The organism is Streptomyces sp. NBC_00310 (assembly GCF_036208085.1).
Taxonomy (GTDB): domain Bacteria; phylum Actinomycetota; class Actinomycetes; order Streptomycetales; family Streptomycetaceae; genus Streptomyces.
On record NZ_CP130714.1, the window covers coordinates 8836319 to 8859968 of the forward strand.

The 23650-nt window shown below is 70.3% G+C and carries 21 protein-coding genes; 11 read left to right on the top strand and 10 right to left on the bottom strand.

The features are described from left to right. Positions 1–9: 9 nt before the first annotated feature. Positions 10–1443, top strand: a complete 1434-nt coding sequence (gene pdxR, locus OG202_RS38605) for a MocR-like pyridoxine biosynthesis transcription factor PdxR (RefSeq protein WP_326575299.1) — start codon at positions 10–12, stop codon at positions 1441–1443. A 64-nt stretch (positions 1444–1507) separates the two neighbouring features. Here the strand turns inward: pdxR and OG202_RS38610 are convergent, their stop codons facing one another. Together OG202_RS38610 and OG202_RS38615 are read right to left on the bottom strand one after the other, a co-directional pair. After that, on the bottom strand, positions 1508–2980 hold the full coding sequence (locus OG202_RS38610; RefSeq protein ID WP_328224284.1) for an MFS transporter: 1473 nt from the start codon (positions 2978–2980) through the stop codon (positions 1508–1510). Positions 2981–3052: 72 nt separating this feature from the next. Then, the gene (locus OG202_RS38615) at positions 3053–3556 is read right to left on the bottom strand and encodes a cupin domain-containing protein (RefSeq protein ID WP_326575295.1); all 504 of its coding nucleotides are present in this window, start codon (positions 3554–3556) and stop codon (positions 3053–3055) included. A gap of 109 nt (positions 3557–3665) precedes the next feature. Between OG202_RS38615 and OG202_RS38620 the strand changes: the two genes are divergently transcribed. The 6 genes from OG202_RS38620 (at position 3666) to OG202_RS38645 (ending at position 9414) form a co-directional block, all read left to right on the top strand. After that, positions 3666–3818, top strand: coding sequence for a hypothetical protein (locus OG202_RS38620; protein ID WP_327727190.1), 153 nt, complete (start codon positions 3666–3668; stop codon positions 3816–3818). Positions 3819–4376: 558 nt separating this feature from the next. Continuing rightward, a complete protein-coding gene (locus OG202_RS38625) occupies positions 4377–4862 on the top strand; it encodes a Zn-ribbon domain-containing OB-fold protein (protein WP_327727189.1) in 486 nt (161 codons plus the stop codon). Between the two features lie 59 nt (positions 4863–4921). Further along, the gene (locus tag OG202_RS38630) at positions 4922–6172 is read left to right on the top strand and encodes a CaiB/BaiF CoA transferase family protein (protein WP_327727188.1); all 1251 of its coding nucleotides are present in this window, start codon (positions 4922–4924) and stop codon (positions 6170–6172) included. Between the two features lie 86 nt (positions 6173–6258). Then, positions 6259–7440 (top strand): acyl-CoA dehydrogenase family protein, encoded by a 1182-nt coding sequence (locus OG202_RS38635; RefSeq protein ID WP_327727187.1) that lies wholly within the window; start codon positions 6259–6261, stop codon positions 7438–7440. 158 nt (positions 7441–7598) lie between these two features. Continuing rightward, positions 7599–8381, top strand: a complete 783-nt coding sequence (locus OG202_RS38640; protein ID WP_327727186.1) for an electron transfer flavoprotein subunit beta/FixA family protein — start codon at positions 7599–7601, stop codon at positions 8379–8381. A gap of 67 nt (positions 8382–8448) precedes the next feature. After that, positions 8449–9414: an electron transfer flavoprotein subunit alpha/FixB family protein gene (locus OG202_RS38645; protein ID WP_327727185.1), complete on the top strand. Its 966-nt coding sequence runs from the start codon at positions 8449–8451 to the stop codon at positions 9412–9414. A gap of 180 nt (positions 9415–9594) precedes the next feature. Here the strand turns inward: OG202_RS38645 and OG202_RS38650 are convergent, their stop codons facing one another. The 6 genes from OG202_RS38650 to eno all read right to left on the bottom strand — a co-directional run bounded on the left by OG202_RS38650 (position 9595) and on the right by eno (position 15962). Next, the gene (locus tag OG202_RS38650) at positions 9595–10461 is read right to left on the bottom strand and encodes a 3-hydroxybutyryl-CoA dehydrogenase (protein WP_326575285.1); all 867 of its coding nucleotides are present in this window, start codon (positions 10459–10461) and stop codon (positions 9595–9597) included. 300 nt (positions 10462–10761) lie between these two features. Beyond that, positions 10762–11742 carry a LysR substrate-binding domain-containing protein gene (locus OG202_RS38655; protein WP_326575283.1) on the bottom strand — a complete coding sequence of 327 codons (981 nt, stop codon included), beginning with the start codon at positions 11740–11742 and terminating at the stop codon, positions 10762–10764. A gap of 60 nt (positions 11743–11802) precedes the next feature. After that, positions 11803–12909 (bottom strand): alcohol dehydrogenase catalytic domain-containing protein, encoded by a 1107-nt coding sequence (locus OG202_RS38660; RefSeq protein WP_327750211.1) that lies wholly within the window; start codon positions 12907–12909, stop codon positions 11803–11805. Positions 12910–12970: 61 nt separating this feature from the next. After that, a complete protein-coding gene (locus OG202_RS38665) occupies positions 12971–13522 on the bottom strand; it encodes a carboxymuconolactone decarboxylase family protein (protein ID WP_326575279.1) in 552 nt (183 codons plus the stop codon). Between the two features lie 26 nt (positions 13523–13548). Continuing rightward, positions 13549–14559: a VOC family protein gene (locus OG202_RS38670; protein ID WP_326575277.1), complete on the bottom strand. Its 1011-nt coding sequence runs from the start codon at positions 14557–14559 to the stop codon at positions 13549–13551. Positions 14560–14651: 92 nt separating this feature from the next. Beyond that, positions 14652–15962 (bottom strand): phosphopyruvate hydratase, encoded by a 1311-nt coding sequence (eno, locus tag OG202_RS38675; RefSeq protein ID WP_327727184.1) that lies wholly within the window; start codon positions 15960–15962, stop codon positions 14652–14654. 443 nt (positions 15963–16405) lie between these two features. On the opposite strand from eno, the gene OG202_RS38680 reads away from it, so the two are divergent. Further along, on the top strand, positions 16406–16999 hold the full coding sequence (locus OG202_RS38680) for an NADPH-dependent FMN reductase (RefSeq protein ID WP_327727183.1): 594 nt from the start codon (positions 16406–16408) through the stop codon (positions 16997–16999). Positions 17000–17106: 107 nt separating this feature from the next. On the opposite strand, the gene OG202_RS38685 is transcribed toward OG202_RS38680, so the two are convergent. Further along, positions 17107–18138 carry a LacI family DNA-binding transcriptional regulator gene (locus OG202_RS38685; protein ID WP_327727182.1) on the bottom strand — a complete coding sequence of 344 codons (1032 nt, stop codon included), beginning with the start codon at positions 18136–18138 and terminating at the stop codon, positions 17107–17109. 138 nt (positions 18139–18276) lie between these two features. Here OG202_RS38685 and OG202_RS38690 point away from each other — a divergent pair, with 138 nt between their 5' ends. After that, positions 18277–19101 (top strand): fumarylacetoacetate hydrolase family protein, encoded by an 825-nt coding sequence (locus tag OG202_RS38690; protein ID WP_327750210.1) that lies wholly within the window; start codon positions 18277–18279, stop codon positions 19099–19101. Positions 19102–19274: 173 nt separating this feature from the next. Here OG202_RS38690 and OG202_RS38695 read toward each other — a convergent pair whose 3' ends face one another. Beyond that, entirely contained in the window at positions 19275–20543 is a 1269-nt protein-coding gene (locus tag OG202_RS38695) for an MFS transporter (RefSeq protein ID WP_327727180.1), read from the bottom strand. A 730-nt stretch (positions 20544–21273) separates the two neighbouring features. On the opposite strand from OG202_RS38695, the gene OG202_RS38700 reads away from it, so the two are divergent. Then, the gene (locus tag OG202_RS38700) at positions 21274–22278 is read left to right on the top strand and encodes a C-terminal binding protein (RefSeq protein ID WP_327727179.1); all 1005 of its coding nucleotides are present in this window, start codon (positions 21274–21276) and stop codon (positions 22276–22278) included. Continuing rightward, positions 22275–23342, top strand: coding sequence for a phosphotransferase family protein (locus tag OG202_RS38705; protein ID WP_327727178.1), 1068 nt, complete (start codon positions 22275–22277; stop codon positions 23340–23342). The genes OG202_RS38700 and OG202_RS38705 overlap by 4 nt, the downstream gene beginning before the upstream one ends. The last annotated feature ends 308 nt before the right edge of the window (positions 23343–23650 follow it).

Genomic DNA, 23650 nt, shown 5'->3' on the forward strand with positions numbered 1-23650 from the left:
TGCGTTCGGATGGCGGAGTCACGGGTCAATTCTGCCCAGGAGGCGGGCTCTGACCTGCACCTTGAGCTGTCTCTGACGGGGCCTCGTCGGGCTGCGGTGGCGGAGGCGCTGCGGGAGGCGGTGCGCAGCGGGAGGCTCACGGCGGGGAGGTTGCTGCCGCCCTACCGGTCGCTCGCGGCGGACCTGGGGGTCGCTCGCAACACGGTCGCGGACGCCTACGCCGAACTGGTCGCCGAGGGCTGGCTGACCGCTCGTCAGGGTTCCGGTACCCGGGTCGCCAAGCGGGTGGAGGCCAAGCCGCAGCGTGTTCCGAAGAAGGCGCCCGGCCGCAAGGTCGTGGCCCACAACCTCCAGCAGGGGCAGCCGGACGCGACGTCCTTCCCTCGCGCCGCGTGGGCCGCGGCCGTCCGCCGGGCGGTGACGGCAGCACCATACGACGCGTTCGCTCCACCCGATCCCCAGGGACGTCCCGAACTGCGCCGTGTACTGGCCGAGTACCTGGCTCGGGCGCGCGGTGTGTCGACTTCACCGGACCAGATCGTGGTCTGTGCCGGGTTCGCTCACGCGCTGCGGCTGCTGTTCGGCGGCGGGGTGCTGTCCGGGCCGCTTGCGGTCGAGCCGTACAGCCTGCCTTTCCACCGCGGCATCTTGGCCGACGCCGGAGTCAGCACGGTCCCGCTGGGCATGGACGGCCAGGGTGTGCGGACCGATCAGTTGGCATCGCACCCCGGTCTGCAGCCTCGGCGTGGAGCGCGGACCGTCCTGCTCACTCCAGCTCACCAGTTCCCGACCGGTGGTCCGCTGCATTCGACGCGGCGTGCCGCGGCCGTCGACTGGGCGCGCGGTCGTGGCGGCGTGGTGCTGGAGGACGACTACGACGGCGAGTTCCGCTACGACCGTGAACCCGTAGGCGCGGTTCAAGGGCTTGATCCCGACCATGTCGTCTACATCGGCTCGGTCAGCAAGAGCCTGTCCCCGGCGATCCGGCTCGGCTGGATGGTCCTGCCGCCGCATCTGGTCGAGGCCATGCTCGCGGCCAAGGGGCTGCGAGAGGCGTGGACGGGGGTCACCGACCAGCTCGCGCTCGCGGAGTTCATCGCCTCCGGCCAGTACGACAAGCACATCCGCCGCATGCGGCAGCGCTATCGCGCCCGCCGTAACCTGCTCGTCACGACGCTGGCCGAGCACGCCCCGCACATCGCGGTCACCGGCATCGCGGCCGGACTGCACGCGGTCCTCCGGCTGCCGCCGGGCACCGAGGCGTCCACCGTCAAAGCGGCGACATGGATGGGCCTGGCCCTCGACGGCTTGGCGACGTTCGGCCACCCCGACAGCCCCGACCCCCACCATGACGGTCTGGTTGTCGGCTATGCCACACCCCCCGAACACCGCTATCGACCGGCGCTTGACGCGCTGTGCCAAGCTCTGCCACCTGACGCCTGAACCCCGAAAGCGGTGCCGCCCTGGGAAGGGGGCACCGCTTTCGGCGAATCGGTGTCGGGTTTGATCAGAGGTGCGCGAGCGGGCGGTCGTCGGCCTTCGACTCGGCCTGCGGCTCGGGCTGGGTGATCTGCTGGGCCTTGGTCTTGCGCAGACCGAGGGCGGCCAGGGCGGTGATCGCGATGCCCGCGGCGGCGATGAACACCGCGGTGCGCAGCCCGTCGTTGGTCGCGGTGCGCAGTGCCTGGCCGCTGATCCCGTCCAGGCCGGCGTTGGCGACGGCCACCAGGAGCGCGAGGCCGACCGCGCCGCCGACCTGCTGGCTGGTCGATGCGATGCCCGAGGCGATGCCCTGGTCCCGGGCGGCGGCCCCGGCGGTGGCGGCGCCGAACATTAGGGTGTAGCCGGCGCCCTGGCCGATACCGAGCACGACCAGGCCGGGGATCAGCGCGATGTAGGAGGCGTCGGTCGCCATGGTCGCGCCGAGGATCGCGGCACCGACACCGCCCGCCGCCAGCGCGGCGACCAGCACCGGCCGGGTCCCGTGTCGGGTGGCCAGCCGACCGGCGGTCTGCGAACCGGCCGCGATCGCGGCCATCGGCACCAGGAACGCCAGCCCGGTGGTCAACGCGTCGTAGCCGTGCACGCCCTGGAAGTACACGGTCAAGAAGTACAGCAGAGCGCCGAAGGTGCCCATGTAGAGAAAAGTGACGACCGTCCCCACGCTCAGGTCGCGGTTGGCGAACAGCCGTAGCGGCATCAGCGGATCGGCGCTGCGCCGTTCGATCGCGACGAACACGGTCAGCAGGACGGCGCCGGCGAGCGCGGCGGTCAGCACGGCGGGCGAGAGCCATCCGGACTCCGGCCCCTGCACCAGCGCGAACACCACGCCCGTGACACCGATCGTCGAGGTCAGCGTGCCTGCAACGTCCAGCGAGCGGCCGCCGGCGCGTGGCGCGTCCGGTGCGATCAGCGCGAAGGTGAGCAGGGCGGCGGTACCGGCGAGGGGCACGTTGACGAAGAACACCGACTCCCAGCCGAACGCGTCCGTCAGCACACCACCGAGCAGGGAACCGAGGATCATCCCGCTGCCGCCCGCGGTGCCCCACACCGCGAACGCGCGGTTGCGCTCACGTCCTTCGGCGAAGCTGGTGGAGACCAGGGTGAGCGTCGCGGGGAACAGGAATGCGCCGCCGACCCCCTGCACGGCTCGGGCCGTGACCAGCATGGCGGCTGATTCGGCAAGACCGCCGAGCAGCGAGGAGATCGCGTACAGGACGAGTCCGACGGCGAACATCCGCCGTGGTCCCAGCAGGTCGCCGGCCCGCCCGCCGAGCAGCAGGAAGCCGCCGAACGCGACGGCGTAGGCGCTGATCACCCACTGCAGGTTCTGCGCGGAGAAGCCGAGACCGGAACCGATCTCCGGCAGGGCGACGTACACGATGTTGTAGTCGATCGAGATGATCAGTTGGGCGAACGCAAGCAGCGCCAGGGTCGCTCCCGGGCGGCGGCGCAGAGCTGTGGGCATGGTCGAGGGCATGGCGAGACTGCTTTCCGGAGGAGTTCAGGGGGTTTCCTGGCCGGGCCACGGGCGGCGTGGCCCGGCCAGGTGTCAGCGCTCGGCGAGCGCCTCCGACCACACGGGGCTGTCGAAGTAGTGGTTGTCGTACTGCTGTGAGCTGTCGCGGATCTCCTGCACCGTGGCCTCACCCCGGTACACCCGCTCCAGCAGCCGGTAGTAGTCGAAACGGTGCAGGCCGGGGGTGAAGACCACCAGCAGCTCGGCCTCGCTGCCGGGGGCCGGCGCGAACGCGTGCGGCACGGTCGGCGGAACGGTCAGGAACCCGCCCTTGCCCAAGGTCACGATCTCGTCGTTCACCAGGAACCGCATCGTGCCGTCCAGGACGAAGAACATCTCGCTGGCCTTGGTGTGGAAGTGCGCAGGCGCCCCCGGCGAACCCTTGCGGAAAGTCGCCTTGTTCGCAGTGAGCGCGCCATCGGTCTCTCCGGCGTCGGCGAGCAGACCGATCAGGCTCAGCGCACCATCCTGAATGACCTCAACGCTCTCCGGCCGGACCAGGACAGGGCCAACCGGCTGGTTCACAACGGCGTCCATAACGTCTCCCAGATGCTCGGCCCGGCTTCCCACCAGGCACTTCGTGCTGACATCAATGAATCTACGAGAGTCAAAGACCCGTAAAAAGGTTCATTTCAATGCTAGTTTCATGGGTCAATCCACCTCGGACGCCAAGCTTGTGGAACTCCACCAAGCCTCCGCGCAGCACCACCTCGCGGTGGACCGCCGCCACTGCCCGGCGCTGTCGATGCGGATGACGACGAAGAGCCCGAACACGACGACTAGCCACCACCCACACTGACCCTCCATCACCGCAGGTCAGGGCATTGGTCGTTGGATTTTCGGCCACTCCGAGGCCCCTTGGAGGGAGCCCTGATGCTGGTCGCCCTGTAGATCATCACGCCGGGGGCGCGGTAGCGCTGGTGCCACTCAGTCATGAAATTCGAGGACCAGGAGCCGAACCACACAGCTCGTACGGGATCCGCTTCACCCGCCCGTGCCCGGGTTCCCCGCCTCCTGGCCCGCATGCCGGCCGGGCTCAGGTCGCGGAGGGGTCGAGAGCCGCTCACTTCGGGGGAGCCCCCGGGAACTCGTCGTCGATTCCTCGGAGTCTGCGTCCGTTCCTCGGTGTCTGTGTCCGTCCCGGTGGACGTGGCCTCCTGTGCGTCGGGTTCTCGGGGCCCGTGGTGAGAGTAGTGGCCGGAAGGCGGTTCTGACCTCGGTGAACGGAACGCGTTCCGCGCACAAAGATGCGTCAGCTCGTCGTTGACCGGCGGTCCGCGGCAGGGCCAGGGTGAGGGAGCCAGATCGGATTCCGATCTCCCGTTTCCGGTCACCGAACTGCGTGCAGGAGGCCGCGATGCTCCGGACAGACACCCTTGAAGACACCGAACTCGGCGACGACCACGAAACGGCTGCCGTCGCCGCAACCGTGCCCGCCGCGACCGTGCCCGCCACGATTGCGCCCGCTACGACCGTGCCCGCCGCGACCGTGCCCGCCGCGCCGACCGCACCGGCGGACCGCGGCGAACTGCTGTTCCAGCGCTGCCTGTGGTGCGGCACTCCGGCCTACCGCCGCTCCTTCTGCCGTGCCTGCGGGTCCGTGGCTTTTCGACGGGAACGCAGCGCGGGCGACGGGGTGGTTGTCCGCCGCCACGGCCAGGTCCCGCACCACACGTGGTTCGTCGCGATGAACGAGGGCTTCAACCTGCTCTGCCAGGCCACCGACGCGGCGCCGGTCGCGGTCGGGTCGAGGGTGAGCGTCGTACGGGACATCGCTCCCCTCGGGCAGGGACTTCCCGTCGTCGAGCCCACTCGCCCGCCGACTTCGGACCGCTGGTGGTGACGGAAAACGGCTCGAACGCAGCCGCTCCGCGTGAGCGGGACGATCAGAGAGGAGGGTGCGTGGGCACCCAGCACAACGCGCCGGACGGACAGGCCGGCGCGGTCGAGGGAGTGGGGCGCGGCGCGCTGGAGGGTCTGCGGATCGCCGACTTCTCCCGGGTTCTCGCCGGTCCCTACGCCACCATGCTGCTCGCCGACCTCGGCGCGGACGTGGTGAAGGTCGAACGGCCGGGCATCGGGGACGACACCCGGGCCTGGCATCCGCCGGCGGACCACGACGGCACCTCGACCTATTTCCTCAGCGTCAATCGGAACAAGAAGTCCGTGACCCTGGACCTCACGAGCGAAGCCGGTCGCGAACAGGCCCGCGCCCTGGTCGCCGAGTCCGACGTGCTGGTGGAGAACTTCCGCCCCGGCACGATGGAACGGCTCGGGCTCGGCCCTCGCGAACTCCGCGCCCTACAACCGGAGTTGGTCTACTGCTCGATCAGCGGCTTCGGCAGCGGCGCGGGTGCGGCGATCCCCGGATACGACCTTCTGGTGCAGGCCGTCGGCGGTCTGATGAGCGTGACCGGGGACGCGGCCGGTGAGCCGGTCAAGGCCGGCGTGGCCCTGGTCGACGTGATCACCGGCCTGCACGCCTCGCTCGGTATCCTCGCGGCCCTCCGGCATCGGGACGCCACCGGGCAAGGGCAGCACGTGGAGGTGAACCTGCTCGGTTCGCTGCTGTCGGCCATGGTCAACCAGGCGTCGGCGTTCGCCGTCGCCGGTGTGGTCCCGGGCCGTATGGGCAACGCGCACCCGAGCATCGCCCCGTACGAGACCTTCCCGGCCGCCGACCGTCCGATCGCGATCGCGGTGGGCAACGACCGGCAGTTCGCCGCGCTCGCCGACCTCGTCGGGGAACCCGGTCTCGCTCTCGACGACCGCTTCCGCACCAATGCCGACCGGGTCGCCCACCGCGGCGAACTGCGGGACATCCTGACGCGGCGGCTGGGCACCGTCGGCGCCGACCACTGGTCGGCCGTCCTGCTGGCCGCGGGGGTGCCCGCCGGCCCGGTCAACACCCTTGACGAGGCCTTCGACTTCGCCCGGAAGCTGGGCCTTCCGGGCATCGTCGACATCCCCGCCGCACCCGCCGACGGAGTCGACGGAGTCGAGAGCAGGCCCTTCCGCCAGGTCGCGAGCCCCATCGCGCTGAGCGGTACGCCCGCGCGGTACCGCCTGCCGCCACCGCGCCTGGGCCAGCACACCGCGGAGATCCTGCACCGCCGCCCTTCCGGCCACGACCACCCCTCCGCGTCGAACTGAGCGGTCGGCCGACCGTTCCAGGCGCAGGCACCACGACCGAACCGAACACCCACCACCCGAACACCCACCACCCCCAGGAGCTCACGATGAGCGGCACCAAGCCGATGAAGGACCCCCTCGACCTGCTCGACATCTCCTCCACCCTCACCGGCGAGGAGCGCGAGATCCAGGCCACCGTGGCCAAGTTCCTCGCCGACCGGGTGCGCCCGCACATCGGCGAGTGGTTCGAGAACGCCCACTTCGCGCGCGAACTCGCCCCAGAACTCGGCAAGTTGGGAGTGCTGGGTATGCATCTCGAAGGCTACGGCTGCGCGGGGACGAACGCGGTCAGCTACGGTCTCGCCTGCCTGGAACTGGAGGCGGCGGACTCCGGGTTCCGCAGTTTCGTGTCCGTGCAGGGCTCGCTGTCGATGTTCTCCATCTGGAAGTGGGGTTCGGAGGAGCAGAAGCAGGAGTGGCTGCCTCGGCTCGCCGCCGGTGAGGCCATCGGCTGTTTCGGCCTGACCGAGCCCGACTTCGGCAGCAACCCCTCCGGGATGCGCACCCGGGCCGTCCGCGACGGTGGGGGAGACTGGATCCTCAACGGCTCCAAGATGTGGATCACCAACGGCGGCATCGCCGATGTCGCCACCGTCTGGGCGCAGACCGAGGACGGCATCCGGGGCTTCCTCGTCCCCCGCGGGACCCCCGGTTTCACCACGCAGGACATCAAGCAGAAGATGTCGCTGCGCGCCTCGATCACCTCGGAGCTGTACTTCGACAACGTACGGCTGCCCGACTCGGCGCGTCTGCCGCTCGCCGAGGGCCTGCGCGGACCCCTGTCCTGCCTCAACGAGGCCCGCTTCGGCATCCTGTTCGGCGCGGTCGGCGCGGCCCGCGACTCCATCCAGGCGGCCATCGAGTACGCCGACTCCCGCGTGCAGTTCGACAAGCCGATCAGCGCCTTCCAGCTCACCCAGAAGAAGCTCGCCGACATGAGCGTCTCCGTGGGCAACGCCGCGCTGCTCGCCCTCCACCTGGGCCGGCTCAAGGACCAGCACCGCATCCGGCCCGAACAGATCAGCGTCGGCAAGCTCAACAACGTCCGCGAGGCGATCGCCATCGCCCGCGAGTGCCGCACCGTCCTGGGGGCCAACGGCATCTCCCTGGAGTACTCGCCGCTGCGCCACGCCAACAACCTGGAGTCCGTCCTGACCTACGAAGGCACCAGCGAGATGCACACCCTGGTCGTCGGGCAGGCGCTCACCGGCCAGGCGGCGTTCCGCTGACCGCTGACCGCCGACTGCCGACCGCTGGCCGCTGGCCGCTGGCCGCCGACGGCCGACGGCCGACGGCCGACTGCCGGCCGCTGACGGCCGACTGCCGACCGCCGACTACCGGCCGCTGACGGCCCGGCAGGATCACCGAACGCCGAAGGAAGACGCCCGTGAACATCGTCGTACTCGTCAAGCAGGTCCCGGACACGGGTGCCGAACGCACCCTGTCCCGGTCCGACCACCTTCTCGACCGCGAGGACGCCGACCTCGTCCTGGACGAGATCAACGAGCGCGCCGCCGAAGAGGCCCTGAGTCTGAAGGAGACGGCGGACGCCCACATCGTCGTCGTCTCCATGGGACCCGAATCCGCGCTCGAAGCCATCCGCAAGGTCCTGGCGATGGGCGCCGACCGGGGCATCCACATCTGCGACGACCGCCTGCGCGGCGCGGACGTACTGACCACCGCGAAGGTCCTGGCGGCCGCCCTGCGGACCGTGGAGAACGTCGACCTGGTACTCGCCGGCGACGCGACCACCGACGGCCGGGCGAGCGCGGTACCGGCCGTCGTCGCGGACCTGCTCGCACTGCCGCAGGTGACCCAGGTACGGAAGCTCGATGTGGACGCCGGACGGGTGCGCGCCGAGCGTGAGACCGAGAACGGCGAGGCGACGCTGGACGCCCCGCTGCCCGCGCTGGTCAGCGTCACCGAGAAGATCAACGAGCCGCGCTACCCCTCGTTCAAGGGGATCATGGCCGCGAAGAGGAAGCCGGTGGACACGGTCGACCTCGACGACCTGTTCCCCGGCGCCGACGACGCCGAGTTCCTCGTGAGGCGCACCCGTGTGCTGGAGGCCGTCCCGCGTCCCGCGCGCTCAGCGGGAATCCGCATCACGGACGACGGCTCGGCGGGCCGACAGCTCGCCGCGTACCTGATCGCCCAGAAGCTCGTCTGACCCGTCCGACATCTGACCCGTCCGACATCTGACCCGTCTGACCCGTCCGAACAGGAACACAGGACCCATGCCCGATGTCCTCGTACTCGTCGACCACGACGGGGAACGTGTCAACAAAACCACTTATGAACTCCTGGCCGCCGCACGGCGGCTGGGCGACCCGGCCGCCGTCGTCGTGGGAACCCCCGGCACGGCGGCGCGCCTCAGGGAATCCCTCGCCCGATACGGCGCCACAAGCGTCCACGCGGCGGAATCCACCGAAGCGGCCGACTTCCTCGTCACGCCCGCCGTGGACGCTCTGGAGCTGGCGGTGAGCGAGACCTCTCCGGCCGCCGTTCTGGTCTCCGCGACGACCGACGGCAGGGAGACGGCCGCGCGTCTCGCGGCACGGCTGGACGCCGGGCTGCTGATCGACGCGGTCGACCTGGACTCCTCCGGCGCGGTCACTCAGATCGTCTTCGGGGGCTCGTACACCGTGCGTTCCCAAGTCACCCACGGGACACCGGTGATCACCGTGCGCCCCGGCTCCTTCGAGCCGGAGGAGCATCCCGGCGGTGCCGTGGAGCGGACACTGGCGCCGCCGGCCGTCGACCCCGCCGGCTCCGCCCGTATCACCGACCGGCGGGCCGTACCCGCGGGCGACCGGCCCGGGCTCACCGAGGCGGCCGTCGTCGTCTCCGGCGGCCGCGGTGTCGGAGGAACGGACGGCTTCGAGGTGGTGGAGGAACTGGCGGACGCCTTCTCAGGCGCGGTGGGCGCCTCGCGCGCCGCGGTGGACGCCGGCTACTACCCGCACCAGTTCCAGGTCGGGCAGACCGGCAAGTCCGTCTCCCCTCAGCTGTACATCGCCCTGGGTATCTCCGGGGCCATCCAGCACCTCGCCGGAATGCAGACCTCCAGGACGATCGTCGCGGTCAACAAGGACCCGGAGGCGCCCATCCTCGACCTCGCCGACTACGGCGTGGTGGGCGACCTGTTCGCGGTGGCTCCCCGGCTCACCCGGGAGGTGGCCGCCCGCCGCGCCGACGGTTGAGGTGCCGGGCGGCCGGAGGGGCCGTACCGAACCCCCGGACCACGTCTGCCCGGTGATCGAGCGGACGCCGGCGAACACCAGGGAGGGGCGGCCGACGGCCGCCCCTCCCTGGTGTCGCGCGCGGGTGGGGGAGTCGGTGACGGACACCGGTCCGCCGGCCCACCGACCCCCTGCCGGCCCTCAGGCCGCCTGGTAGTCGAAGAAGCCCTGCCCCGACTTACGGCCCAGCAGGCCCGACTCGACCATGCGGCGCAGCAACGGGGGAGGGGCGTACAGCGGTTCGCGGTACTCCTCGTACAGCGCCTCGCCTATCGCCGCCACGGTGTCGAGACCGATGAGGTCGGCGAGGCGCAGCGGGCCCATGGGGTGGGCGCAACCGGCGGTCATGCCGGTGTCGATGTCCTCGGCCGTCGCCGTGCCGGAGCTGACCATCCGCACCGCTGCCAACAGGTAGGGAACCAGGAGGGAGTTCACCACGAAGCCGGCGCGGTCCTGCGTGACGATCGTCTTCTTGCCCAGGGTCTCGTCGGCGAAGGCACGCACGCGCAGTTCCGTGGCCTTCGAGGTATGCAGCGAGGGGATTATCTCGACCAGCGGCATGACGGGGACAGGGTTGAAGAAGTGCAGGCCGACCACCGACTCCGGCCGTCCGGTCGCCGCCGCGAGCCGGGCGATGGGGATCGAGGAGGTGTTGGTGGCCAGCACGGCGGCCGGATCGGTGACCACCTCGTCCAACTGCCGGAACAGAGCCGTCTTGGCCCGCTCGTCCTCCACGGCCGCCTCGATCACCAGGTCGGCCCCGGACAGGCGGGAGAGATCCCCGGTGGCCGAGATCCCGGCCAGCGCATGGGCGCGGCCCTCCGAGGTGATCGCGCGGCGCTTCTCCGCCTTGAGCAGGGAGTCCGCCACGCCGGCCAGACCGGCACGGGCCCTGTCCTCGGTCACGTCGCACAAGGTGACGCGCAGGCCGGCCCGGGCGCAGACCTCGGTGATGCCCCGGCCCATCTGTCCGGCGCCGACGACGCCCACGTGTTTGATCGATGTCATGCTCGATGTCATGCGTTCCTCCGCCTGTCCTACTCCGTCCGGCGGCAGTCGACGGACGCCGCCACGCTCTGTGGTGCCGTGTTGAGCGTAGGCCGGTCACACCCCCTCTGACCTGCTCGGACGATGCGTTTTCCGCGTACAAAGATGCGTCGGTCCGGTGTCGGTCGACGGTGCGGCACGGACGCCACGCCGACCGGATCAGGGGTGGTCCCGACGGCCGTGGAGGCGCGCCCGAGGCCCGAACGGGCCGCGGGTCGCGAAACTCGCCATGGGCCGGCCGCCCGCCGGGGTTCCGTGGCGTCAGCCGGCGGTGACCGTGGCGGCAGCCGCCTCCCGCAGGCGGCGGATCACGCCGCGCACGGCGGGCGAGGTCTCGCCTCTGCGGTAGGCACCCACCAGCCGGGTGGTCAGCGGTACGTCCGCCAGCGGACGGTAGGCCACTCCCGGGATCTGCACGCGGCGCAGCGAGTCGGGGACCAGAGCCACCGCGAGACCCCCTCCCACCAGTGTCAGAGCCGCGATGAAGTCCCGCACCGGGGGAGCGCACCGCGGGCTGAAACCGCCCCGCTCCGCCACCTCCAGAATCTGGTCCCGGCAGCCGTACTCCTCGTCGAAGTGCGGGGCGACGAACCGCTCGTCGCGCAGCTTCGCCGCCGGTACCGCCTCGTACGCCGCCAGCGGTGCGTCGGCCGGCAGCGCCAGGACGACGTCCTCGGTGAGCAGACAGGTGGCCGTGACCTCGGGCGGGTACTCCGGCCTCCAGCGCAGGAACCCGACGTCGATGTCCCCGCAGGCCAACGCCTCCAGCTGCGCCGGTGTCTCCAACTCGCGCACCTGCAGGGTGAGTTGCGTGCCGGGGGCCGCGCAGCGGGTGAGGACGTCGGTCAGCACCCCGGAGAACGCGGCGGAGGCGACGTACGCGATCTGGGCGTGCCCCAGCTCCCCGCGACCGGCACGCCGGCCCACGGCCTCGGCCCGCGCGGCCTGGGCGAGGGTCAGCCGTGCCTCCTCGACGAAGAGCCGCCCGGCGCTGGTCAGCGCCGGGCGGGTGCGTCGTCCGCGGTCGATCAGGCGGACGCCCAGGTGCGATTCGAGCGCCCTGATCTGGGCGCTGAGTGCCGAGGGAGCGAGATGCAGACGGTCCGACGCCCGCGCGAAGTGCAGTTCCTCCGCGACGGTGACGAACGATTCCAGCCAGCGCAGTTCCACCGGCTCCTCCGTCCTGCTGGGCGTGTTCTGGGGCGACCCACCGGCCGTGCGTACGGCCGGTGGGTCGGACACCACGCGGCGGCGTCAGGGCAGAACAGGACCGCCGCGGGGTGAGTACGGTACGCCTGTGGTTCAGGGGATGACGACGTAGTTGCTGAATCCGCCGTCGCGGTCCTCCAGGCCCGAGATGGCCTCGTTGACCCGGGACAGCGGGAAGGGCTTGGCCTGCAGGTAGGACAGGTCCAGGGTGCCCGTGGCCACCATGTCGGCGAGTTCCTGCCCCTGCGCGGTGCTGAACCAGTTGGAGCCGATCAGCTGGACCTGCTCGTCCATGAGCCACTTCACGTCCACGGGCAGCCGGTCGGCCACGCCGCCGACGTTGACCACCTTGCCGCCCCTGCGGACACCCTGCATGGAGTCGAGCATCGTCTCCACCGGAGCCTTGGCGCCCAGCGCGCTGATCACGTAGTCCGCGCCCTCGCCGCCGGTGCGGGACTTCGCCCACTCACCGGTGGAGCCGTCACCCAGCCGGAAGACCTCGACCCGCTCCGGGTCCAGTTCCTTGACGCGCTTGAGGAGTGCCTCGTTGCGACCGGTCCCGAGGACCCGGGCGGCACCGGAGGCCAGCGCGAGCACGGTGGACGCGACACCGAGGGTTCCCGTGACCCCGTCGATCAGCGCGACCTGGCCGGGGCCGGCGGCGGCGTTCTTGAGGGCGCCGTAGGAGGTGCCGATGTAGCCGAGCTTGCCCGCCTGCTCGAACGTCATGGTGTCCGGGATGTTGACGATCGAGTACTGCGGGGCGGTCATGTACTCCGCGAAGCCGCCGTAGGGGTAGAGGTCGAAGATCCGCTGGCCGTCACGGGAGGTGCTGAAGTAGCCGTTCAACGTGAAGTAGCGGCACCGGCTCAGTTCACCGCCCCGGCAGACCTGGCAACTCCCGCAGGAACGCAGGGGGTTGACGTACACCCGGTCACCCGGCTTGGTGTGCAGCACGGCCTCACCGACCGCTTCGACCACGCCGGCGGCGTCCAGGCCGAAGATGGCGGGGAACTTCGGCAACGGCTGATGCGGGAACCAGGTGGGCCAGTTGTTGATCACGTTGGCCATGTTCGGCACGATCCCGCACGCCTTCACCCGTACCAGTACGTCGGTCGGGCGCGGCGTGGGTACGTCGATCGTGTCGATCGACATCGGCTCACCGAGCGTGTGCAGTCGTGCAGCGAGCATTTTCGCCATTGAAATACTCCTTGTTACTGCTCCGTCCCGGGCGGCCGGGGGCGGAGACACCAAGAATTCCCTACGAATGGGGAAAAGGGTTGGGGTAGTTGTCCTCAAGGTCGATGCCGAGCAATCCCATGATGCGGACGCCGGAGTTGTACCAGGCGATGGACAACGACAGTTCGACCATCTGCTTGTCCGTCAGGTGGTCGGCGGCGGCACGCCACGTGTTCTCCGCGACGTCGACCTGGAGCGTGGACTCCTTGGCGAGACGCATCACCGCCTTCTCCGTGTCGTCGAACAGATCGGACGACTCGAAGTCGGCCACCGCCGCGAGCTGTTCCTCGGTGAGCCCGGCCTTGAGTCCGTGCGACTGGTGGTGCGCGACCTCGTACGCCGAGCGGGTCGCGTACCCCACGGTCAGGATGGCCAGCTCCCGCAGCTTGGGACTGAGGTCGGCGGCCCGCAGCGAGTTGGCGTAGGTCAGGAAGGCGTCCAGCTGGGTGGGCGCGTTGGTCAGGGCGAGGAAGATGTTCGCCGTCGGGACCTTGCGTTCGGTTTCGAGCCGGTCGTACAGGGGCTTCTGCGACTCGTCGGCGTCCTCGCGGCGCAGATAGGGGACGCGTGCCATGGGTGTCTCCTCGGGGGACGGAAAGATCAGCGGGTGGACTGGGACTGTTCGAGCAGGAACCGCTCCAGCGACATGGGCTTCGGCGGCTCGGCCGGCGGAATCCGCTTGACCCCCGCGAAGGGCGACGCCTCGAAGTACCACTTCTCCAGCGCCGGCAGGCCCCAGCGGGCGTTCGTGCTCAGCGATCCCGCGTCCCAGCGCACCGGCTCGATCTCGGTGTCGATCGTCTGGTAATGGCTGTTGAAGACCTCCACCCGGTGCCCGTCGGGGTCACGGAGGTAGGCGAAGAGCATCCCGCCCGGACCGTGACGTCCCGGGCCACGCTCCACGCCCTCGCCGTACCCGTGGATGCCCGCGAAGTCGCAGGCGGTGAAGATGTCGTGGCTCTCGGAGACGGTGTACGCGAAGTGATGCAGGGCGGGCCCGGTGTTCTCGACGATCGCCAGGTCCAGGCAGGTGCCCTTGCGGTACATGAACGCGCCCAGCAGCTTGTCGCCGTGCGCCAGGTACTCGGAGTTACGGAAGCCCAGTTCGCCGTAGAACGCGCACAGCTCGTAGGTGTCGGGCGCGAAGGTCTGGTAGTGATCGAGTCGCTGCGCGTGCGCGCCCTTGTGGAGCTGGAAGTCGATGTGCAGCCTCGGCCGGGTCTCCATGTGCGCACAGAGTTCGAGGGGCGTGCCGATGGGGTCGCTGACGTGCAGGGTGCGGCCCTGGTACGGGGCGTCGACCCACTCGGCGGGCAGTCCCCGCTCACGGAACCAGTCGTACGCGATGTCGAGGTCCTCGTCGAAGAAGACCCGGAAGCCGATCCTCCCGCAGGAGCCCGCGCCCTCTTCGTCCAGTTCCAGGACGAGGCTGTGGTGACAGGCCTCCGACAGGCCGCGGAGATAGCAGGTGCGCTCGTCCTCGTCGCTGACGACGAGTCCCAGCACGTTCACATAGAAGTTCCGGCTCTCGGCCAGATCGGCCACGGTGAGCCGGACGTGGCTGGAGCGGGTGATGTTGAAACTCGGGCGCAGATTGACGGGTGGCAGCATGCTGGTCTCCGTGCTCGGATCGGCTCTGGAATTCTGGGTCTCTGGGTTTCGGGATTTCGCTGACTGTAATACGTGATATTTCCACGGCCTTTTTACGGCTTGGTCGTGGAGGCCCGGGATCCGGCGAAGGTGAAGGCGGACCAGCCGCTGAATTCGGCGGATTCACCGAGGGACTCCTCGATGCGCAGAACCTCGTTCCACTTGGCCATGCGCTCGGAGCGGGTGAACGAGCCCACCTTCAGCTGGCCGGCGTCCCAGCCGACGCTCAGATGGGCGATGGTGATGTCCTCGGTCTCGCCGGAACGCGCCGAGACGATCGTGCCGAATCCGGCTTCCTTGCCGGCCCGCAGTGCCTGGAACGCCTCGGTGACCGTACCGGCCTGGTTCGGCTTGACGAGGACGGCGTTCGCCGCTCCGGCGGTGGCCGCGGCCTCCACGCGCTTGGCGTTCGTGACCAGGTAGTCGTCGCCGATCACCTGGCAGCGGTCGCCGTAGCGCCGGGTGAACTCCAGCATGCCGTCGTGGTCGTCCTCGCCCACGGGATCCTCGATGGAGAGGATCGGATACCGCTCGATCCAGCCGCCCAGCATGTCGATCAGCGCCGCGGTGTCGAGCGTGCGGTCGTCCAGGGCCAGCGTGTAGCGCCCGCCGCTGCCGAACTGCGAGGCCGCGACGTCCAGTGAGATGCCCACCTCGGTCGAGGGGGCGAAGCCCGCGGCCCGGATGGCGTGGGTCAGCATCTCCAGCGCCTCCTCGTTGGAGTCGAAGGCCGGCCAGAAGCCGCCCTCGTCCGCCACGCCCTGGGCCTTCCCCGCCGCGCGCATCAGGCTTCCGGCCGCCCGGTAGATCTCCGCGGTCCAGTCCAGGGCCTCGGAGAAACTGTCCGCCGCCGGGCACATCACCATGAAGTCCTGTACGTCGACCCGGCGGTCCGCGTGGGCGCCGCCGCCGAAGATCTGGATCTCGGGCAGCGGGATACGTACGGGGCTGTCGCCCGCCAGGTGCTTCCACAGCGGCACCCCCGCCGAAGCGGCGGCGGCGTGCAGGACGGCCATGGAGGTGGCCACGATCGCGTTGCCGCCGAGACGGCCGCGGTCGGGGGTTCCGTCGAGGTCCACCAGCAGCCGGTCGACGGCCTCCTGGTCACCCGCGTCACGGCCGGCGAGGGCGGGCGCGATCTCGTCGTTCACCGAGCCCACCGCGCGCTGGACGTCGAGTCCGCCGAAGCGGCTGCCGCCGTCGCGCAGGTCGAGCGCTTCGCCCTGGCCCGTCGAGGCGCCCGCCGGTGCGATGGCCCGACCGACCGCGCCGTCCGCGAGCCGGACCTCGACCTCGACGGTCGGCCGACCGCGTGAGTCCCACACTCTGCGGCCGTGGAGCTTGGCGATCCGCGCGTCTGTCATGGCGGTGCAACCTTTCGGAGTTCGGACGACCGGGGTGAGGGTCGGGGAGTCCGTGCCTGTCATCGGGAGAGGGACGTCCGCACGGCCGTGGCGTACGGGGGCATCGCCGACGAGCGGGCGCGGGTGGACCCCGAGGGAGCGGCACCCGGATCGGTACGAGGGCGCTGCGCGTGGGCGAAGGGTCGTACGGCTCTGTTCGCCACCGTGCTAACGATAGCGCAATCGTGCGAACTGTCGGCGGTGATGTCAAGAGGCGGGTTGCGCTCGATGCCCATCTGTCTGCCGTGCGGATCTGCTCTCGCGGTCCATCTCCAAGTAAATGCTATCGTTCGCACGATGCCGCTCCGGCAAGGACTCCGGCGGGCCCGCACGTCTCCTGGACGGACAGCACGGGAAGAGGCGGGCCCGCCGGGCGGGGCGGCCGAAAGGAAAGGGAGCCCGATATGGCAGCCGAGCCCTCTGTGGCGCCGATGACCCTCACCACCGTGGTGGCCAGTACGCGTCCCGGGCGGGTGGGAAGGTCCGTCGCGGACTGGTTCACCACCCGGGCCGCGGAGTGCGAACAGTTCGAGTCGCACACGGTCGACCTCCGGGAACTCGCCCTTCCCTTCTTCGACGAGCCGCACCCGCCCGCCCTGCGGCAGTACACGAAGAGCCACACCCGGGAGTGGAGCCGGATCGTCGAGGCGTCGGACGCGTTCGTCTTCGTCACCCCCGAGTACAACGGCGGCTTCCCCGCCCCGTTGAAGAACGCGTGGGACTACCTCGTCGTGGAGTGGCAGCACAAGCCGGCCGCGTTCGTCAGCTACGGAGGCGTCTCGGCGGGCACCCGGGCGGTGCAGATGGGCAAGCAGGTCGTGGCGAACCTCAGGATGCTGCCGATCGGCCCGACCGTGAGCATCCCGTTCGTCAACGAACTCGTCGAGGACGGTGCTTTCCGGCCCGGCAAGATCCACGAGGCGGCGGCCGAGCAGGTGCTCGACGAACTCGTGCGTACCGCCCGCGTCATGCGCGGGCTGCGCGGCGGAACGCACTGACCTGCCACCGTCCCCGCCGCCCGATTCGGCGGGGACGTGCGAAGGCGCCCGGAGCGGTGTGCTCCGGGCGCCTTCCGCGTGTGCGGGTGGGGTCGGTCGCCCACGGCTCAGCGGGGTCGGGGCGAAGCCTTTCCGCCGGGAGGTGCCGTGCTGCCGCGCAGGATCAGCGATCCGGGGGAGACCGACGTGTACGGTCCGTCGTTGCCCGGCTTGGTCTTCAGGCGGCGCATCAGCCACAGCGCGCAGCCGGTGGCCATCTCCTGGATCGGCAGACCGATCGTCGTGAGTCCGGGACCCCACCAGGAGAACCCCGGCTCGTCACCGAACCCGATCACGGACAGCTCCCCGGGCACCTTCACCCGCTGCTCGGACAGTTCCTCCAGGACTCCCCGGGTGAGCTGGATCGATCCCAGTACGAGCGCGGTGGGGGTGTCCGGGCCCTTCAGCAGCCGGCGCATCGCCTGGCGGCCGTGGTCCACGGACGACGGCGGGCCGAGCTCCGTGCGCCCGGCCCCGTCCGGCAGGCCGCCGTCGCGCAGGGCGCTGCGGAAGCCGCGCAGACGCTCCGCGCCCGTGGGCAGTTCCTCGGGGCCGCCCATGTACGCGATACGCGTGTGGCCCTGGGCCACCAGGTGGGCCGTGGCCACACGCAGCGCCTCGTGGTCGTCCACGCCGAACCACTGGGAGCCGAGCGACGGGTGGCGGCGCAGCAGTTGCAGGTGCGGCATCGTGCGCAGGAGCTTGACCGAGTCGCTGTGCGGGCGCGCGGTGGGCACGATGATGACACCGGCCACGCGGGTCGCGGACAGCTCCCGCAGATGGCGCAGCTCCACCATCCGGTCGTCGTCCGTCTCCGAGAGCATCAGCTGGAAGCCCTCGGCCTCCATGTTCTTGGACAGCTCGTGCGCGATGGTCGAGTAGAAGCTGTTGCGGATGTCCGGGATCACCAGCGCGACCACGTTGCTGGACGCCCCGCGCATCATCCGGGCCGCACGGTTGCCGACGTAGCCCATCTCGGCGGCGGCCTGGCGGACCTTGAACTTGGTCTCCTCGCTGATGCGGGAATCGTCGGCGAGCGCCCGGCCGACCGTGGAGACGGAGACTCCGAGGCGTTCCGCGATGTCTTTGGTCGTGATCACGTAAGGGCCCCCTTGAGGTGACTGATCCCGTGCCGTCACTTTCCGTGTGCCAACGATAGCGCTTGGGTCGCTCTCCGCAGTCGAGAGGGAGGGGCGCGGGAATGATCGTTCCGTGCGTGCTAACGTTAGCATTGCTGGATGGGTCATGCAGTCGTGTTCGGCTGCCTAGTTGCGGAGGTTTCCGTGCGGATCGTCAGGTATGCCGTCGGCGGCGTGCGTCACTACGGAGAACTCGTATCCGGTGAAGCCGGGATCGCGAGATGCGAGGGAAATCCCTTCACCGGACTGTCCCCCACCGGGGACGTCGACGAAATCGGCGACGTGGTCATTCTCGCGCCGCTCGAACGGCCCCGGATCTTCGGATTCGCCTACAACTACGCCTCACACATCGACGAGACCGATCGCGCGGTTCCGGAAGTTCCGGTGTGCTTTATGAAGCCCAGTACGGCGGTGGTGGGTCCGGATGACGCCATCGTCTATCCGGCGGACGGTGAACTGGTCCATTTCGAAGGCGAGTTGGTCGTCGTCATCGGAAAGGAGGCCCGTCATGTGAAGCCCTCCGAGGCCCACGAGTACATCCTCGGCTATACGTGTGGCAATGACGTCAGCGACCGCGTCGTCCAGCGCAGGGAGAGCGCCTTCGGCACGCTTCTGATCGGGAAGGGGCAGGACACCTTCGCTCCCCTCGGGCCGGTCATCGAGACCGAACTCGACCCCTCGGCGCTGTCGCTGACGACCCGTGTGAACGGCGCCGTCATGCAGTCGGCGAGCACGGCCGACCTGCTGCTCGCCGTTCCCGACATCATCGGTTACCTCAGCCGCTACCTGACGCTGCTGCCCGGAGACGCGATCATGACCGGCACACCGTCCGGCGTCGGGCCGATCCGTCCCGGAGACGTGGTCGAGGTGGAGATCGAGGGCATCGGCGTGCTGCGCAACCCTGTGGTGGCCGAGAGCCTCTGACGTCACCCGCCCGTCGGGCGACCACACACAGGGGCCTGCCCACCGCCGAGCGGTGGGCAGGCCCCTGTGGAATGTCGGCGGTGTGCCACCACGCCCTGCTGATGCCACGTCACCGTGTTGCCCCGGGCCTGCGCCCGGGGCAACACGGTGACGGGTGTGCGGTGGGGCGGTCGCTAGCGGGCCGCGTTGTTGAACCGCGAGGTGCGGACGAAGGCCAGGGCGGCCACGCCCAGCAGCGGCAGGGCCGTGACCTGCAGCAGCCCGGCCCGGCTCCAGCCGAAGGAGTCCACCAGGCCGGCGAAGAGCAGACCCGAGAACGCCGCCGGTCCGTAGTAGCTGGTGACGAAGAGACCGGAGGCTCGACCGATCTGGCCGGGGCGGACGGCCCGCTGTATCGCGCTGTTGGTGTTGGGGTAGATGAAGCCCAGCCCGAAGGCGCCCATGAGGAAGGCGAACAGGCACTGCACCCCCACCGTGGCGTGGGTCGTGTAGATGCACACGCTGATGGCGGAGACGGCCAGCAGGCTGATCATCAGCAGGTTGCGCTGGTTGACGCGGTCGCCGAGCCAGCCGCCGAACACGGCCGTCATGCCGCCGAAGCCGAGAAGGCTCATGGCCAGCGCGGCCTGCCCGGGGGAGTAGTGCAGCGAGGTGATGAGGAAGGTCGGGTAGAGGCCGAGGAATCCGTAGAGGGCCACACCGCTGATGACCGCGTGGACGGCCAGTGCGACCGTGTTGCGGTTGTAGGCGGAGGCCGGCATGTACTCGTAGGTCCCGGTCGAGGCGACCTTCTCGACGGAGTGCTCGGTCAGGCCGGTCCGCACGAGGAACAGGGAGACGGCGGCGATCAGCAGCCCGGCCGCTCCGAACAGGTAGAACGGCGAGTGCCAGGTGCCGTGCATGCTCATCAGCCCGACACCGATCAGCGGCGCGATGAACACACCGACCGAGTAGCCCACGCCGATGACACCGAAGGCGAGGCCACGTCGCTGGGCGAAGAAGGCGCCGATCGCCGCGAAGATGGCGGCGGACTGCATGCCCTCACCGAAGCCCGAGACGATCCGGTACAGGCTCATGTCGGCGAAACCGGTCGCCAGCGGCGTCGCCATCGTGCCCAGGGAGTAGATCACGATGCTGACCAGCAGCACGGTCTTGCGGCGGAAGCGGTCGAGCAGGTAGCCGGCGGGCAGGCCGGCGAGGGCCATGCCGAGGGTGAAGTTCGTCGCCAGCAGCCCGCCCTGCTCCAGGGAGAACCCGTACTCCTCCCGGATGTTCGGCAGCAGGGGAGGAAAGACCTGGCGGTCCATCGCGTTGACCATGTACGAGAGGACGATCAGCAGGAAGCCCACACCGATCATGGGGCGGGAAAGAGAGGGCCGGTTGCTTTCCTGTGTTTCGCCGACGGGCACTGCGGTGGTGTCGACTTGCGCTGCGTGTGTCATAGCGGCTCCTGAAGAGGAAGGGGCCACGGGCGGACCGTGGCGGAGCCATCGCCGGTACGGGGCCGTACGGGCGAGGGATGAAGCGGTGGGCTGAACCCGGACTCGCGTCGGCGACGGCTGTGCGGTCGTCGACTGGCGGAATGGGGCGACGGGCTGCCGCGCGGTCGGACACCGCATGCGGAATTCAGCCGTTTATCGCCCGTCGGGACGTCCGTGGCTATGGCGTCTTCGACAGCCGGACTTCGTGCGGACACTTGTCGGTCACACGGTCGGCGCTGGCTGAAACCATGAAGGCAAGTGGGGGGCGCGTCAAGACGTGTACGCGGGTTTTCTTCGGCGCTTCTGGCTTTCCCCGAGGCGGCGGGGTTCCTCGGCACTGCGACAGGCCCCGCGGTGGGATGGCGACGATCGGGTGTACGCCGCACCCTTGACGCGTCGAAGGTCCCGAATGCTATCGTTAGCACCACGTGGCTGTGACAAAGTGATGCGACGTGCCCTGGTATCCCGCGATCCGATCCAGGGGCGTACTGCGGCGCCCGCCCCGACCACAAGTCGGCGGGCGCCGACGAGCCCAGTGACCCCCTCCGGCCCACCCAGGGCGACCGACGGCCCATCGGACAAGCTGTCGGCCGGCCCTTACGGGTGGCGATCAAACCCGCTCACCGGACGCGACCGGGCGTGACGCCCGACCGTCCGCCGCGGCCGCACGACTCTGCGAGGACGACCTGCCATGAACCCATCGAGCCGCCCCGGCACCGTGCTGCTCACCGACTACGCCTGGCCCGACGACTCCGTCGAGCGATCCGTCATCGAGGCGGCGGGCCACACCCTGGTGACCGGCCCCGCCGAACCCGCCACCGCCGAAGCCATCGAGGAACTGGTGGCCGAGCACCGGCCCGCCGGCATCCTGACCTGCTGGGCGCCCGTCTCCGCCACCGCGATCGGCACCTCGCCGGACCTGCGGATCGTGGCCAGGCTCGGCGTCGGCCTCGACAACATCGCCGTGGAGGCGGCCACCGACCGGGGCGTCTGGGTCACCAACGTGCCCGACTACTGCGTCGAGGAGGTCGCGGACCACGCCGTCGGCATGGTGCTGGCCTGGACGCGGGGCCTGGCCGTGTTCGACCGGGACGTCCGTGCGGGCCGTTGGGACCCCGCCAGTGCCCGGCTGCGTCGGCTGTCGACGCTGACCTGCGGCGTCGTCGGATACGGACGCATCGGACGCGCCACCGCCGGCCGGCTCGGCGCGTTCGGCTGCCGGATCCTGGCCCACGACCCGCACCCGCCCAAGGACACCCCGGGCGTGGAGATGGTGGGCCTGGAGGAGCTGCTGCGCCGCAGCGACGTGGTGATCCTCCATGTGCCGCTCACCCCGGACACGCACCACATCATCGGAGCCGGGCAGCTGGCGCTGATGCGGCGGGGCGGCCTGCTGGTCAACGTCAGCCGGGGCGGCCTGGTGGACACCGACGCGGTGATCAAGGCGCTCGACAGCGGGCACCTGGACGGAGCCGCCTTCGACGTGCTGGAGAGCGAGCCGCACGTCCCCGACGGACTGCTGGCGCAGCCGGGCGCGCTGCTCACCCCGCACGTCGCCTTCTCCTCCGACGCCTCGGTCACGGAGCTGCGCCGCCGAGCGGCCGAGGAGGTCGTACGGATCCTGGCGGGCGAGGAACCGGCCCACGCCCGCAACAGCCCCCGCGGTCTGCCCGGAGGGTCGGGTGACCGGCGATGACGTCGCCCTCCGCGCCGGTGAGCCCGGACCCGGTGCCGGACACCTCGCTCACCGACTTCCTGCTCACCCACGGGCTCGCCGGGCCCGGCGAACCCGCACGGTGGACGCCGCTGGCCGGCGGTGTCTCGTCCGACCTGTGGCGGGTGGACCTGCCGGGACGCTCCCTGTGCGTCAAGCGGGCCCTGGCCCGGCTGCGGGTCGCCGCCGACTGGCAGGCACCGGTGTCGCGCAACGCGTACGAATGGGCGTGGATGCGGTTCGCGTCCCGGCACCGGCCGGACAGCGTGCCGGAGCTGCTGGCCCACGACGCCGAGGCCGGCCTCTTCGCGATGGCGTTCCTGCCCCCCGAGCGGTACCCGGTGTGGAAGGCACAGCTGTTCGACGGCCAGGTGGAGGTGGCGACCGCCGCGGCCGTCGGAGAACTGCTCGGCACCCTGCACGCGGCGAGCGCGGGCGATGTCACCCTCGCCGCGGAGTTCGCCACCGACGACAACTTCCACGCGCTGCGCATCGAGCCGTACCTGCTGGCCACCGCGGCGGCGCACCCCGATCTGGGCGACGTCCTCCGGGGCCTCGCCCACCGCACGGCCACGACCCACCTGGCCCTGGTGCACGGCGACGTCAGCCCCAAGAACATCCTCGTCGGCCCGGCCGGGCCCGTGCTGCTGGACGCCGAGTGCGCCTGGTACGGGGACCCGGCCTTCGACCTGGCCTTCTGCGTCAACCATCTGCTCCTCAAGAGCCTGGTGGTACCCGGGCACCGAGCCGATCTCCTCGGCTCCGCGCGGGTCCTGGTCGAGGAGTACGTCCGGCGCGTCGACTGGGAGCCCCGGCCGGACCTCGAGGCGCGGGGTGCGGCACTGCTGCCGGCGCTGCTGCTCGCGCGGGTGGACGGCAAGTCCCCGGCGGAGTACCTCACGGACGACGGGCACCGGCTGTTCGTGCGCACGGTGGCATCGGCCCTGCTGAGGGTCCCCGTCCCGACCATGACGGACGTCCTGGACTCCTGGGCGGCCGCGCTCGAAGCCACCCCGACCGAGCCCGGCGGCGACCGCCCCGACTGACGAACCGATGCGTCGGGGACCTTGCATCCGTCGGACCCGTCGGACCCGTCGGACCCGTCGGACCCGTCGGATCCGTCGGACCTGATGGACCCGCCGGACCCGTCGGACCTGATGGACCTGATGGACCGGACCCGCCGGACCCGCCGGACCCGCCGGACCCGCCGGACCCGCCGGACCCGCCGGACCCGCCGGACCCGTCGGACCTGATGGACCCGACGGACCGAACAGACCCGATGGACCTGACAGATACGCCAGACACGACGGACCTGACAGACACGACGGACCCGACAGGCCCGGTGGACCTGACA